The organism is Streptomyces sp. NPDC012474 (genome assembly GCF_042955185.1).
Taxonomy (GTDB): domain Bacteria; phylum Actinomycetota; class Actinomycetes; order Streptomycetales; family Streptomycetaceae; genus Streptomyces; species Streptomyces cahuitamycinicus.
This window is the reverse complement of the sequence record NZ_JBIBEP010000015.1, coordinates 119,327-133,183: the sequence shown is the minus strand read 5'-3', so window position 1 is coordinate 133,183 and position 13,857 is coordinate 119,327. Positions and strand designations below refer to the sequence as shown.

At 73.6% G+C, this 13,857-nt stretch carries 13 protein-coding genes; 7 read left to right on the top strand and 6 right to left on the bottom strand.

The window, feature by feature from the left end:
• Window positions 1-120 precede the first annotated feature (120 nt).
• From ACFY9S_RS28820 to ACFY9S_RS28810, 3 genes are all read left to right on the top strand, one after another.
• Complete coding sequence (locus tag ACFY9S_RS28820; RefSeq protein WP_391133717.1) at window positions 121-498, top strand: anti-sigma factor antagonist; 378 nt, start codon at window positions 121-123, stop codon at window positions 496-498.
• A 105-nt stretch (window positions 499-603) separates the two neighbouring features.
• Window positions 604-1,266 (top strand): DUF4230 domain-containing protein, encoded by a 663-nt coding sequence (locus ACFY9S_RS28815; protein ID WP_391133714.1) that lies wholly within the window; start codon window positions 604-606, stop codon window positions 1,264-1,266.
• Between the two features lie 199 nt (window positions 1,267-1,465).
• A complete protein-coding gene (locus ACFY9S_RS28810) occupies window positions 1,466-2,017 on the top strand; it encodes a VanZ family protein (RefSeq protein WP_391133711.1) in 552 nt (183 codons plus the stop codon).
• A gap of 50 nt (window positions 2,018-2,067) precedes the next feature.
• On the opposite strand, the gene ACFY9S_RS28805 is transcribed toward ACFY9S_RS28810, so the two are convergent.
• Complete coding sequence (locus tag ACFY9S_RS28805) at window positions 2,068-2,304, bottom strand: hypothetical protein (protein ID WP_184853309.1); 237 nt, start codon at window positions 2,302-2,304, stop codon at window positions 2,068-2,070.
• Window positions 2,305-2,341: 37 nt separating this feature from the next.
• Window positions 2,342-3,151: an SDR family oxidoreductase gene (locus ACFY9S_RS28800; RefSeq protein ID WP_391133708.1), complete on the bottom strand. Its 810-nt coding sequence runs from the start codon at window positions 3,149-3,151 to the stop codon at window positions 2,342-2,344.
• Window positions 3,152-3,274: 123 nt separating this feature from the next.
• Here ACFY9S_RS28800 and ACFY9S_RS28795 point away from each other — a divergent pair, with 123 nt between their 5' ends.
• The 4 genes from ACFY9S_RS28795 to ACFY9S_RS28780 all read left to right on the top strand — a co-directional run bounded on the left by ACFY9S_RS28795 (window position 3,275) and on the right by ACFY9S_RS28780 (window position 7,482).
• The gene (locus ACFY9S_RS28795) at window positions 3,275-4,315 is read left to right on the top strand and encodes a PHP domain-containing protein (protein ID WP_391133705.1); all 1,041 of its coding nucleotides are present in this window, start codon (window positions 3,275-3,277) and stop codon (window positions 4,313-4,315) included.
• Between the two features lie 39 nt (window positions 4,316-4,354).
• On the top strand, window positions 4,355-5,020 hold the full coding sequence (locus ACFY9S_RS28790) for an HAD-IA family hydrolase (protein WP_391133702.1): 666 nt from the start codon (window positions 4,355-4,357) through the stop codon (window positions 5,018-5,020).
• Between the two features lie 166 nt (window positions 5,021-5,186).
• Window positions 5,187-6,368, top strand: a complete 1,182-nt coding sequence (locus ACFY9S_RS28785; RefSeq protein ID WP_391133891.1) for an aromatic acid exporter family protein — start codon at window positions 5,187-5,189, stop codon at window positions 6,366-6,368.
• 85 nt (window positions 6,369-6,453) lie between these two features.
• Window positions 6,454-7,482, top strand: coding sequence for an NAD-dependent epimerase/dehydratase family protein (locus ACFY9S_RS28780; RefSeq protein WP_391133699.1), 1,029 nt, complete (start codon window positions 6,454-6,456; stop codon window positions 7,480-7,482).
• 363 nt (window positions 7,483-7,845) lie between these two features.
• Here ACFY9S_RS28780 and ACFY9S_RS28775 read toward each other — a convergent pair whose 3' ends face one another.
• The 4 genes from ACFY9S_RS28775 to ACFY9S_RS28760 all read right to left on the bottom strand — a co-directional run bounded on the left by ACFY9S_RS28775 (window position 7,846) and on the right by ACFY9S_RS28760 (window position 13,752).
• Complete coding sequence (locus ACFY9S_RS28775) at window positions 7,846-8,121, bottom strand: hypothetical protein (protein WP_102908608.1); 276 nt, start codon at window positions 8,119-8,121, stop codon at window positions 7,846-7,848.
• Between the two features lie 61 nt (window positions 8,122-8,182).
• Window positions 8,183-9,472 carry an ROK family protein gene (locus ACFY9S_RS28770; RefSeq protein WP_391133695.1) on the bottom strand — a complete coding sequence of 430 codons (1,290 nt, stop codon included), beginning with the start codon at window positions 9,470-9,472 and terminating at the stop codon, window positions 8,183-8,185.
• Window positions 9,473-9,564: 92 nt separating this feature from the next.
• Window positions 9,565-10,539 carry a phosphotransferase gene (locus ACFY9S_RS28765; RefSeq protein ID WP_391133692.1) on the bottom strand — a complete coding sequence of 325 codons (975 nt, stop codon included), beginning with the start codon at window positions 10,537-10,539 and terminating at the stop codon, window positions 9,565-9,567.
• A gap of 30 nt (window positions 10,540-10,569) precedes the next feature.
• Complete coding sequence (locus tag ACFY9S_RS28760) at window positions 10,570-13,752, bottom strand: cytochrome P450 (RefSeq protein WP_391133689.1); 3,183 nt, start codon at window positions 13,750-13,752, stop codon at window positions 10,570-10,572.
• Between the last annotated feature and the right edge of the window lie 105 nt (window positions 13,753-13,857).

The following is a 13,857-nucleotide window of genomic DNA, read 5'->3' as shown; positions in this document are numbered from 1 at the left end:
CAAAGACATATGTCAATCGAACATGCTCAAATTCACTCGTTGGAGGGTAACTTGCAGGGCGGGGAACGGCGTTGAGCCGTGACCTCCCCACGCACGGAGCAGGCTGGAGGCGATCTCGTCGTGCGGCAGGAACCTGCACCGCTCACCCGGCATCTGCGGGTCCGCCAGGAACGTGGGCACACCGTGCTGGAGTTCCGTGGCGAGATCGACCTCGCCGCGGCCACGGAGATCGAACCGCATCTGGACCGGGAGACGGACCGCCCCGCCGCCCGCATCGTGATCGACCTCAGCGGTATCGACTTCTTCGACTGCTCCGGGCTGCGACTGCTGTACCGGGCCCGCAGCCGGGTGCTGGACCGGCGGGGACATGTGCTCCTCGTCTGCGCACACCCGCTGACGCTGCGCGTCCTGCGGATCACCGGCCTGTCCCGGACGCTTCCTCCACAGCCGACGCTGGACGCCGCGCTGGAGCAGCCGGACGCGACGCACCGCCTCTGACGGGCGTGCGCCCCGCGTGCTTCCGCCCGGGGCGGTTCCTCTTCAACCGGGCGGTCTGGCACGGGTTGTGGCGGGCATTCGCACAGTAGGAAGGAGGGCCGTCGCATGACGACTCCCGTCAAGCGCCTCCCCGGGCGCATGCCCGGCTGGGCGAAGGTGGTGGCCGCGCTCGTGCTGGTGCTCGTGGTGTTCTTCGCCGGGCTCCGGCTGAGCGTGGTCCCGGGCCTGAAGGACCTGTTCGGCACCGACACCCACGACCGGTCCGGCCCCGCGCTGCTGAAGTCCGTCCAGGACCTCAGCCGTTACGACGCCGCCTCCGGCAACTTCCAGGTCGTCGTCGACCTGGAGAAGGACGCCAAGCTGTTGCCCGACGCCATCCGCGGCACCCGCACCCTCTACGTCGGCGCGGGCACCGTCGACGCCTATGTCGACCTGGGCAAGGTCGGCGAGAACGATGTCAAGGTCAACGGCGACCGCACGTCCGCCACGCTCCGGCTGCCCCACGCCCGCCTGGGCAAGCCCGCCCTCGACCCCGACCGCTCCTACGCGGTCTCCAAGCAGCGCGGTCTCTTCGACCGCCTCGGTGACCTCTTCTCGGACAACCCCAACGGCGAACAGGCCGTGCAGAAGCTCGCGGTGCGGCACATCGGCGACGCGGCGAAGGAGAGCGAACTGACCGCACGCGCCGAGTCGAACACCACCGGCATGCTCGAAGGCCTGCTGCGCTCCCTGGGCTTCAAGGCGGTGCGCGTCTCGTACGGGAGCTGACCGGCTTCCGTACGAGGCGGCGTCCCGCCGGGAGTGCTCCGGCCGATAAGGGGAATCGGAGGGTGGGAGCGATCCCGGGCGATGGCGTCCCCGGCGCTGCCGCCGGGGGCCGTGGCCGGGAACGAACCCCCACGGCATCGTCGGCTCACCCGGGGGTAACCGCCCTGTCACACAGGGATGTTGACGACTGGAGGACCGAATGGCCAGTGCAGCCTCACGTCCCCGGACCACCGGGTCCGGGAGCGAGCGACGCCCGCTCCCGCTGCCCGTCCGGCTGCTGGCGATGCTGTGCGCTTTCACGTTCATGGTCGCCTTCGCCGTGGTGCTCGCCCGGCTGACCCTGCAGCCCTCGCCCGCCTCGGAGGCGCTGACCCACAGCAATCTCCAGCCGGGCAGCTCCCTGAGGGCCTACCTCGACCAGCCGGAGCTGCGCGACGCCGTCAAGCAGATCGGCGGCAACATCCTGCTGGGCATTCCTTTCGGCGTCCTCGTGCCGGTGGTCGCCCCGCGCACCCGCGGCATCCTGCGCGTGCTCCTCCTGACCGCGACCGTGATGCTCCTGGTGGAGTTCGCCCAGGGCGCGCTGGTCACCGGCCGCGCCTTCGACGTCGACGACGTGATCCTCAACACGACGGGCGCGCTCATCGGTTACCTGCTCCTGGGGCGCCGCCTCAGCAGGGCCGTCCACGCACGCAGGCCCCGCCCGGGCCGGGCGGGAGAGAAGTCGCCGGCCGGCAAGGCGAAGGCGTAGCGAGGACCGGAACTGGACCGTGGCCGCCTGGCGCACGGTCCGGTAGCCGCCTAGTGCACGGTCCAGGTGAACTTGTCTCCGCCCACCCACCGGACCACGTCCGGGTCGTCCATGTCGTGCACGGTGATGCCGAACGCGGCCGCGGCCGACAGCACGTCGGTGACGGCCCGGGCCTCCCCGACCACCTGGCCGTCGATCTGCACGATCCGGAACGGCGGTGTGCCCGGCTGTACCCCGAGCACCAGGATCCGCGGGTGGGATATGTACGGGCTCGCGCTTTCGGTCATGCATCGAGCGTAGAACGCAACCGGCGGTGGCGCGGGTTCAAGGGCGGCGCCAGTCGTCACCGGTGAGGTGCGAACCGGCCTGCGGCCCCATCCGGAGCATGCCGCCGTCGACACTCCAGGACGCTCCGGTGACGTACGAGGCGTCCGGGCCGGCGAGGAAGGCGATGACGGCGGCGACCTCACGGGCGTCTCCGGGCCGACTGAGCGGGATGCCCGGGCGGCTCTCGGTGTGCGGGTCGGTGTCCTCCTGCCCGGTCATGGGCGTGGCGATCTCGCCCGGGGCGACGGCGTTGACCGTGATGCGGTGCTCGGCCAGTTCCAGCGCCATGACCTGGGTGAGCAGCCCGAGACCGCCCTTGGCGGCGCAGTAGGGCGCGGCGCCCACCCGCGGCTGGTGCTCGTGCACGGACGTGACGTTGATGATCCGGCCCCCCTCGCCGTGCCCGATCATGTGCCGGGCCGCCTTCTGCCCGCACAGGAACGGCCCGACGAGATCGACGTCCAGGACCTCGCGCACGTCGGACAGCTCCAGGTCCAGGAAGGGCGTCATGGTGCCGGTCCCGGCGTTGTTGACCAGCACGTCGATGCGGCCGAGCCGCTCGCACAGGTCGTCTACGGTTTCGGCGGCGTCGGGCAGCCGGGTGAGGTCCATCCGGGCGACCTCGGCCCGCTGCCCGTGCGCGCGCACCTCGTCGGCCGTCTCCTGCGCGCCCTTGCGGTCGCTGTGGTAGGTGATGCCGACGTCCATCCCCGCCCGCGCCAGGTGGACGGCGGTGGCGCGGCCGATGCCGGAGTCGGCGCCGGTGATCACGGCGACCTTGCTGGGGGACGCGCTGGGGGCGGACATGACGAGCCTCCTCGTCGACGGGGCCGGGACGAGGCATCGCGGTACCCGGGAGGACACCGGGCAAACCGTCGGCCCGTCGTGCGGCCCGCGAGGCGCTGGGGAACCCTTGAGGTGGAGGTGGCGATGGACCCCGTCGAGGCACTGGACCGGATCGCCTTCCTGCTGGAGCGGTCCCTGGCGCCGACCTACCGCGTGCGCGCCTTCCGTACGGCGGCCCGGGTGCTGAAGGACCTGGGCGGGGACGAGGTGCGCCGGCGGGCGGCGGACGGCTCGCTGGAGAAGCTCAGAGGGGTCGGTCCGAAGACCGCGCAGGTCGTGCGGGAGGCCCTGGCCGGCCAGGTGCCCGGCTATCTGACGAAGCTGGAGGGCGAGGCGCACGAGCAGCCGGCCGTGCGGGGCGGGGAGAAGCTGCGTGCGCTGTTGCGCGGGGACTGTCATCTGCACTCCGACTGGTCGGACGGCGGCAGCCCGATCGAGGAGATGGGCCGGGCCGCGGCGGTCCTGGGCCATGAGTGGGCGGCGCTGACCGATCACTCGCCGCGGCTGACGGTGGCCCGGGGGCTGTCGCCCGAGCGGCTGCGGGAGCAGCTGGACGTGGTGGCGGAGCTGAACGAGACCTGGGCGCCGTTCCGGCTGCTGACCGGCATCGAGTGCGACATCCTGGAGGACGGCACGCTGGACCAGGAGCCGGAGCTGCTGGACCGGCTGGACGTGGTGGTGGTGTCGGTGCACTCCAAGCTGCGCATGGACGCCCGGTCGATGACCCGGCGGATGGTGGCCGCCGTACGCGATCCGCACTCGGACGTGCTCGGGCACTGCACGGGACGGCTGGTGACCGGGCGGGGCCGGCCGGAGTCGGAGTTCGACGCGGACGACGTGTTCGCCGCGCTCGCCGAGACGGGCACCGCCCTGGAGATCAACAGCAGGCCGGAGCGGCTGGACCCGCCGCGGCGTCTGCTGCGCCGGGCCGTGGACGCGGGAGTGCTGTTCTCCATCGACACCGACGCGCACGCGCCGGGGCAGCTGGACTGGCAGATCAACGGCTGCGGGCGGGCGGAGGAGTGCGGTGTGCCGCCCGAGCGGGTGGTGACCACCTGGTCCCTCGACGAGCTTCTCGCCTGGACCCGGGAGCGGCGGATGCCGTCCGGCGTGGCCGGCCCCTGACGTGGTACCCGCGCGGCCGGAGAGGAAAGGACTGCACCCATGGCAAGCACGGGACGGGCGGCCGTGTTCGACGTCGACGGCACGCTGGTCGACACCAACCATCTGCACGTCGTGGCCTGGTGGGAGGCCTTCCGGCAGGCCGGCCACGAGGTGCCGATGCACGCCATCCACCGGGCCGTGGGCCTGCCGTCGACCGACCTGGTCGCCCACCTGCTGGGCGACGACCGGGACACGGACCAGGACGCCGGCATCAGCGCCGGTCACAAGGCCCTGTACGGGCAGTACTTCGACCGGCTTCCCCCGCTGCCGGAGGCCGGGACGCTGCTGCGGCGGCTGCACGGGGACGGCTGGACGGTGGTCCTGGCCACCTCGGCGGGCGGGGCGGAGCTCAGCGCCCTGCGCCGGGCCATCGACGCGGACGAGGCCATCGCCGCCATGGCCGGCGCCGACGACGTCGAGGAGGGCAAGCCCGCCCCCGAGCCGGTCGAGCACGCCCTGGAGCTGGTGGGAGCGCCGGCGGAGCGGGCGGTGTTCGTCGGCGACACCGTGTGGGACATGCAGGCGGGCCGCCGGGCCGGAGTGCGCTGCGTGGGCGTCCTGTGCGGCGGCATCCCGCGCGCCGACCTGGAGGAGTCGGGAGCGGACGCGGTCTACGCCGATCCCGCACACCTCCTGTCCGCCCTCGGCGAGGGGGCGCTCGCATGAAGCGAAGTGAAACCGCCGGTCACGCGGATACCCACAGCGCATGACGCGTGTGATGAATGCGGTACGGCGGACGGCGGGAACCCTCCTCGGGCGGAAGGACAGGGACAGAAGCACGGCGCCGGCCCCCGGTGAGCGGCCCCAGGGAGCACCGACGGCCCAGGGGCGGATGCGCGCCCTGGACCAGGGCGCGCGCGCCGTACGGCCGGTGGATGCCGTGCGGCGCGACACGCGGGGCGCCTGGAACGCCGTACGAGCGGCGTGGCAGGGGCCCGGACGGGAGCGGGATCTGGTCGTCCAGTCGCTGAAGGCGGCCGGGGCGGCGGTGCTGGCATGGCTGGTGGGCGGCGTCTGGATGGGCGACCCGCTGGCACTGATGGCGCCCTGGGTCGCACTGGTGCTGGTACAGGCCACCGTGTTCAGCTCCCTGGTGCAGGGCGCGCGCCAGTTCGGGGCGATCTGCGTCGGCACCCTGCTCGCCTCGGCGGCACAGGCGATCACCGACGACACGACCGGCGCGCTCGCCCTGTCCGTGCCGGTGCTGATGCTGCTGGCGAACTGGCCCCGGTTCGGAGACCAGGGCATCTACGCGGCGACCACGGCCCTGTTCACCATCTCCTCGGGCATGGTGAGCCTGTCCGCCGTCGGGCACCGGGTGGGGCAGGCCGCGATCGGCGCGGTCATCGGCGTCGCCGTCAACGCGCTCGTCCTGCCGCCGATCCACCTGCGGGACGTACGGGCGAACCTGGCGGCGCTCGCCCGGGAGACGGGGGAGGTGCTGCACACCGTCGCCGCCGACCTGCGCGAGGGCGAGTGGGACGCGCAGACCGCTTCCGGCTGGGTCACCGCCTCGACCCGGCTGGACCACCGTCTGCAGGCGCTGCGCTCGGCACGCCGGTGGAGTCAGGAGAGCCTGCGCATGACCTACGCCCCGCTGCGCGCCCTGCACCGCGTGCCGCACGAGGGTGCCCTGCCGGCGGTGGACGAGGACGAGCGGCTCGGCCGGGTCACCGGGCACGTCACCACGCTCACCCGTGCCCTGGCGGTGTCGATGGACGACAACCGGACGCCCGCCCCGCCCGAGGGCCAGGCCCTGCGCTCGTACGCGCGTCTGCTGCGGCTGATCGGGGACGCCCTGTGCGCCGAGGCCGACAGTCTGCTCGACGGCGGCGTGACCGCCCGGCCGGACGACGAGACCGAGAAGGCGATGCGAGAGCTGCACGGGGAGTTGCAGGAGAACCTGCGCCGGCACGCCGGGGAGGGAGCCGCCCACACGGCCGTCCTGGGCACGCTGCTGCTCCAGGCGGAGAACCTCTGGGCCGAAACCGTCCCGGGCGACCCGGAGCAGTGACGCGGCTTCCGCTCGCCGACGTGCTTTCCGCGTCCCCCGGGTACTCGGTCACCTCCCGGGGGACCGCGGCCGAGAGGAGCACGAGGTGAACAGCGGAACGGGCATGAGGATCGTGGTCACGGGTGCCACCGGCAATGTGGGCACCAGTGTGGTGCGTCTGCTGTCGCAGGACCCGGAGGTCGCCTCCGTGCTGGGCCTGGCCCGGCGGATCCCCGACTGGTCGCCGCCGAAGACGGACTGGGCCGCCGTCGATCTGGCGTCCGAGCGGTCCGATCTGGTGGAGCGGTTCGGGGACGCGGACGCGGTGGTTCATCTGGCCTGGGCGTTCCAGCCGACGCACGATCCGGCCGCTACGTGGCGCACCAATGTGCTCGGCAGCATGCAGGTCTTCGAGGCGGTGGCCGAGGCGGGCGTGCCCGCGCTGGTGCACGCCTCGTCGGTCGGCGCGTACTCGCCCGGACCCAAGGACGAGGCGGTGGACGAGTCGTGGCCGACGCACGGCTGGCCGGACGCCGCCTACTGCCGGGAGAAGGCCTATCTGGAGCGGGCGCTGGACACGTTCGAGCGCGATCACCCCGGGACGCGGGTGGTGCGGATGCGGCCGGCCTTCCTGTTCCGCCGGGAGTCCGCGAGTGAGCAGCGGCGCATCTTCGGCGGCCGCTTCCTGCCCGGTCCGCTGGCCCGCCCGGAGCTGCTGCCCTTCCTGCCGGACATCCCGGGGCTGCGGATGCTGGCGCTGCACACGGACGACGCGGCGAACGCGTATCGGCTGGCGCTGCGCTCCGATGTCCGGGGTGCCTTCAACCTGGCGGCCGACCCGCCGGTCGACGCCCGGCTGCTGGGCGAGATGTTCGACGCGCGTCCGGTGCGGCTGCCGCGGGGCGCGGCCCGGTCGGCGATCGCCGCCGCCTGGGGCCTTCATCTGCTGCCCGCCTCCCCGCACCTGTTCGACGCGGTGCTGCGACTGCCGCTGATGGACTGCACACGTGCGCGAGTGGAGCTCGGCTGGCAGCCGGAGCGTACGGCACCCGAGGTGCTGGAGGAGTTCCTGCTGGGTCTCCAGCAGGGCGCGGGCGCGCCGACGGAGCCGCTGCGGGGACGCAAGGTGGGCTGACCAGCCCGGGCCCGCGGGCCGCTGCGGGGACGCAAGGTGGGCTGAACGCCCCGGCCCCGGAGGGCCGCTGCAGGGACGCAAGGTGGGCCGAGCGCCCCGATCCCGGGGGGGCCGCTGCGGGGACGCAAGCTGGGCTGACCAGCCCGGGCCCGCGGGCCGCTGCAAGGACGCAAGCTGGGCCGAGCGCCCCGGCCCCGCAGGCCGCTGCGGGGACGCAAGCTGGGCCGAGCGCCCCGGCCCCGCAGGCCGCTGCGGGGACGCGACGCGGTTGAGCGTCCCGGGCCTGCGCGAGCGAGGCCGGACATGCCCGAGGGCCGCAGCCGACCCCCACAGCCGGCTGCGGCCCTCGGTGGGATGCCCTCCTCAGGCGGAGGGCTCGTCCGGCACCGGGTGCTCGGGGTGGACCGTTCCCGAGTGCGGTGCTCCCTGCCGGCCCGTCCCCGCTTCGTCCGTGTCGGGGACGTCATCGGCGGGCTCGTCGGTCTCGTCGTCGCTCTGCTGCTTGTCGTCCTCGCCGGTGCCCGTGAAGCGCGGGGCGACCTCCCACGGGTCCTCGCCGTCGTCGGCCTGCTGGTCCGGCATGTCCCGCGGGATGGGCTCACCGTTCTCGCCGGGTCCTTCGAGGCGGTGGTCGGTCACGGCGTGCTCCCTTCTGTGGTCCGGGCGCCACGCGAGTACCTCCGCGGTGATCGGCGAAACCTCAGCGCGGGGTCCGCTCCTGGAGCGCCGTGCGCCAGGCCGGGAGCGGGTCCTCCGGTGCCGGGTGGGGGCGCCGCCCGCCGCGCGCGAAGAAGTCGGCGAGCGGCAGGATCGCCGCACCGACCGTGACCGCGTCGGGCCCGAGCCGCCCCAGGTCGACGGTCACCTTCCCGGCCGGGTGGCGCAGCGCGTAGGCCATGGCGTGGCGACGTACGGCGGGCAGGAAGCGCGGGCCGAGCGCCAGGCCGGCCCAGCCGCCGATGAGGATGCGCTCGGGCTGGAAGAGGTTGATCAGGTCTGACAGGCCCGCACCCAGGTACTCGGCGGTCTCCTCCAGGACGGCCAGCGCGACGGGGTCGGCCGCGGTGCCGGCGGGTGGGTGGGCCGCGGCGAGCATCGCGGTGAGGGCGGTCTCCTCGTCGGTGCCGTCCGGGACCCGGCCGCCTTCCTCCCGCCAGCGGGCGACCAGCGACTCGGCGCCCGCGTAGGCCTCGAGGCAGCCGAGCGCCCCGCACCGGCAGCGGCGGCCCCGCACCCGCACGGTCAGATGCCCCCATTCGACGGCGCGGCCCTGCTCCACGTCCGGAGTGACGAGGCTCGCGCCGACGCCGGAGCCGAACAGGACGACGACGGCGTTGCGGGCGCCGCGTCCGGCGCCGAACCACATCTCGGCCTGGCCCAGCGTCCTGGCGCCGTTGTCGATGAAGTACGGGACGGTGTCCGGCAGCGGGGAACCTGCGCGGAGCAGGGCCTCCAGCGGGACGGCGTCCCAGCCGATGGTCTGCCCGTGCACGAGCGCGCCGCGGCCGGGGGTGCGCTCGACGATGCCGGGGACGCCGATGCCGGCGCCGAGGAGCCGCTCCGGCGCGAGGCCCGCGGTGTCCAGCACCTCGGCGATGCCCTCGCGGATGTGGTCCACGATGACCTCGACCTCGTACCGCTGCGGCGTGAGCGCGTGCTCGACGCGGGCGAGTTCGGTGAGGGTGAGGTCGAAGAGCTCGACGCGGACCCGGGTCTCGCCGACGTCGACGCCGATCATGTGGCCGCTGCCGGGCGCGACGCGCAGCAGGGTGCGGGGGCGGCCGCCGTCGGAGTCGACGCTTCCGGCCTCTTCGACCAGTCCGTCTGCGACCAGGTCGGCGACGACGTTGCTGACGGAGCCGGAGCTCAGGCCGGTGGCCGGACCGAGTTCGAAACGGCTGAGCGGACCGTCGAAGTAGAGCCGTTGCAGCACGGCCGTGCGGTTGGCCCGCCTGAGATCGCGTACCGTGCGCCCGTTCCCCGCCGCCATGAGGCTCCCTTCGCTCGCCCTGTCCGACCTGCAACATACTGTCGGGTCGGTAGGTGGCTCGACTTCCCTTCCCACTTACTTCATGACGTGAGCTAACCGGCGGCTCCGGAGGCCGCCCTGATCTCGTCCAGGGCCGCGACGAGTTCCGGGGCGACCTTCTCCCCCACCCAACGCTGCTGCTCCTCGCCGGCCTGGCGGGGAACGGTCTCGGTGATCATGATCAGGTAGAGGTAGGCGCGGTACAGGGCGAGGCGCAGGCGGGCCGGTGTGTCGAAGCCGGCCAGGCCGCCGGCCTCCCGGTAGCCGGCCAGGAACTCCTCGTCCTTCCTGATGTCGCCCAGCAGCGCCAGGGAGACGAAGTCGGCCAGGGGGTCGCCCCAGAACATGCGCTCCCCGTCGATGAGGCCCCCGATACGGGCCTGTGAGCCCGGGCGGTCGACGAGGATGTTGCCCCGCCACAGGTCGAAGTGGACCAGGCACGGGACGGTGACCTCGTCGAGGGTGTCGTATGCGGACGCGGCGGTACGGGCCACCGCGTCGACGGGCCGGGGCAGTCGGGCGCCGTAGCGCCGGGCGTCGTCGAGGACGGCGTCGAACATCCCCGTGAACGCCGTCCGCCAGTCGGGGGCGAGCGGGCCGAGGGCGCCGGAGGGGTAGCCGAAGCCGGGGCCCGTCACGCGGTGCAGCCGTGCCACCTGGCCTCCCAGCTCCGTCCGCAGGGCGGTGTGTTCCGTGTCGGTGAGCGTGCCGTCCCACGGGGCGCCCGGGCAGGCCGTCATCAGCAGGAAGCCGTCGCCCATGGACACCAGCCGCGGCACGGTGACCCCGGCGCGGGCGGCCGAGCGGTAGAACTCGGCCTCGGAGACCAGCAGATCGCGTTCGTGCCGCAGGCCGGGGACGGCGGCGGGGGGCGGGACCTTCAGCACGTAGCGGCTGCCGTCGGTGAGGCGCAGTTCCTCGACGGTGTTGTACGTGCCGCCGCTCATCGGGGCGAGGCGGGCGAGGCGGCCCGGGTCCAGGCCCGCCTCCTGAAGGACGTGCCGGGCCCGTTCCCAGGAGTCCACCACCGTGTGCCCACCCCTCCCCCTGCGTTCGCGTCAGCCGGCGGCGTACACGTCCTCGGTGTAACGCCCGTCCGCGATGAGCCCGTCGAGCCACTGCTCGGCGGCCGTCTCGTCGGCGTCCGGTGTGTGCTTCCGGAACAGCGTACGGAACGCCTCCCGCACCCCGGGCGCCATCCGCGAACCGTCTCCGCAGACGTACACGCGCGCTCCGGCGTCCAGCAGGGCCCACACCTCCTCGGCCTCGGCGGCGATCCGGTGCTGCACGAACCGCACCTCGCCCTCGGGGGTCTCGCTGAAGGCGGGGCGCAGACAGACGGCTCCGGCGGTTTCGGCGGCGCGCAGTTCCCCGGCGTGCAGGAAGTCCGCGTCGGGGGCGTCGCAGCCGAAATAGCACAGGGCCACGGCGAGTTCGGCGCCCGCCGCGAGGGCCGCCGTACGGTCGGCGATGACACCGCGGAACGGAGCGAGGCCGGTGCCCGCCGCGATCATGACGACCGGTGCCGAGTCGCCGGTGACGTCGATGCGGAAGGCCTCCCGGCACGGCTGCACGCGCGCGTACACCGTGTCACCGGGCTCCACGGCGGTCAGGTGTCCGGAGCCGGTGCCGCGGTAGACGCCCTTGCCGGAGCGGGCGGGTGCCTCCAGCAGCGAGACCATGAGATCCACGTGGCCGGGGTCGACGGCCGGCGAGGAGGAGATGGAGTAGTGCCGCGGGCGCAGTGGGGTGAGGAGGTCGAGGAGCCGCGGCCAGTCCAGAGCGCCGCGCAGCGCCGGGTGGTCCTCCAGGATCTCCACGAGGGTGCGCGGGTCGCCGGTGAGGGCGGCCAGGGCCGTGCGCTCCGGCGGGCAGGGGTTGGCGGCGGCGAGCGCGGCCAGCTGCCCGGCGCTCGGGCGCTCCTGCAGTTCCACGTGGTGGGTGAGGAGCTGCCGTACCGTCACGGGCCGGTCGACGGCGATGCCGTCCCGGCGTGGGCGGGTGGGGCGGATGTCCAGCACGGTGTCGAGGTCGGCGCCGAGCGCGTCGGCGGCCCGTGTGACGAGGTCCGGGGCGTTGGCGGGGAGCACGGTGAGGTGGTCGGCCGTGCGGTAGGTGACGCCGTCGGGCAGCGCGACGCGGACGAACCGCTTGCGGCGGGGGTGGCCGGGCGCGGTGAGGTCGTGGGCCTCGGTGACGCGCATGGGGACGAGTTCGTGCCGTTCGGCCAGGGCGTCCAGCGGGGCGCCGGTCAGGGTGCGCACCTCGTAGGCGGTCGTGGGCGCGGGGTCCGGCGTCGTGGCGTCCGGGTCGCCGTGGCGCTCCAGCAGGGCCGTGCGCAGGGCGGCCGTGAAGGTACGGACGGTGCCGGTGAGGTCGCCGGAGGCGTCGGCGGCGGCGCGTTCCAGCAGCCGGACGGCGCCGGACGCGGCGAGCCGCTCGTCCATGCGGGTGGGGACGTGCTGGTAGGTGGCGGCCCAGTTGCGGTCGCCGACGCCGAGGACGGCGTACGTCACTCCGGTCAGGTCGTGGGTCTCCTCCAGCCGGGCGGCGAAGGCGGTGGCGTCGTCGGTGGGGCGGCCGTTGTAGGAGGCGGCGGTGATGACGACGGGCCGGTCGGTGGGCAGGCCGCCCGCACAGGTGTCGAGCGGGGCCACCTCGGTGGCGCATCCGATCGCGGCGGCCTCGTCGGCGAGTTGAGCGGCGAAGTCGCGGCAGGTGCCGTAGTTGCTGCCGTGCAGGAAGAGGACGGCGGTGCCGGGGCGGACGCGCGCGGGCAGGCCCTGCGGCTCGGCCGACTCGGTGACCCGGGCGGGGGCCGCTCCGGGCAGCGGGGTGTGGACGCGGTCGGCGGAGGTGCGCGGCGCGAGCGCGAGGGTGAAGCCCTCGGGCTTGAGGGTGAGGGTCTCCTTGACCGTGAGCCGGTAGTCGGCGTGGTCGCGCAGCCGGTAGCGGTGGACGAGCATGGCCAGCAGCATGGTCGCCTCGTGCAGCGCGAACTGGCGCCCGATGCAGGCACGCTCGCCGGTGCCGAACGGCTTGAAGGCGTGCACCGGCCGCCCGGCCTCCGCCTCGGGCGTGAAGCGGGAGGGGTCGAACAGTTCGGGGTTGTCGCCCCACACGGGCTGCCGGTGCAGCATCGGCGTGAGGACCAGGGCGGACTGTCCGGCGCGCAGCGGGACGCGTCCGCCGAGCAGGGTGTCCTCGCGGGCCTGCCGTGAGAAGACGGCGGCCGTGGGCCAGAGCCGCAGGGCCTCGTTGAGCACCTGGCGGGTGTAGGTGAGCCTGCCGACCTCGTCGTACGTGGGCTCGGGGTCGGCCTGGTCGCCCCACAGCGCGTCGGCCTCGCGCTGCACCAACTGGAGGGCGGTGGGGTGCTTGGCCAGGTAGTGCAGCGCGAAGGACATGGCGCCGGAGGTGGTCTCGTGGCCGGCGATCAGGAACGTGATGACCTGGTTGCGGATGTTGGCGGTGTCGAGTGTGGTGCCGTCGGCGGGGTGCTCGGCGGTGAGCATCAGGCCGAGCAGATCGTCGGCGTCGCTCTGGTCGGTGCCGGTGCGGGCGGCGATGACGTCGTCGACGACCCGGGCGAGGTAGGCGGAGTCGTCGCGGAAGGCCGCGTCCTGCACCGAGTGGTCCTGGCCGGGGACGCGCGCCAGGCGGGTCATGCTCCACTCCAGGCAGCGGACCATCGACTCGACGAAGGGGTGCGGCTCGGCCCGCTCGAAGGAGCCGAAGTCGTAGCCGAACCCGGCGAGTCCGATGGTGTCGAGCGTCATGCGGGTCATGTCGTCGGGGACGTTCACCGGCCGTCCGGCGCCGGCGTCGCGGTCCCAGGACGCGATGAGTCGCCGGGCCACCTTCAGCATCACGGGGTGGTAGGTGCGCATCGAGCCCAGCGCGAAGGCGGGCATCAGGATGTCGTGCGCCTTCGCCCAGTTGGGTTCGTCGTTGTACGCCGTGAACAGGCCGTCGGCGGCGAACTCCCGGACGTTCTCCAGACCCGGCCCGATGTGCTTGGCGAAGCGCTGCTCGTCCGCGAGGTCGGCCACGAGGTCCAGGTCGCCCACGAACAGCGTGTCCCGCCCGTACAGCCGCCGCACGAACACGGGCCCGTGCTCGCGCATCAGGTCCATGGCCTGCTGGACGGGCGCACCGCCGGGTCCGGTGGCGGAGATGTCGGCGACGGGGACGCCGGGAAGGGTGTCTGCGATCGGGGGAGTCTGTCCGGTGGGGGGCATGACGCGGCAACTGCCTTTCGCGCTACGGAGGTACTGCGCTCCAGCGTGATCCACCCGGCCCGGCGGACGATGCCGCGGCCCTACATGATTGTGTAGTGCAAGCAG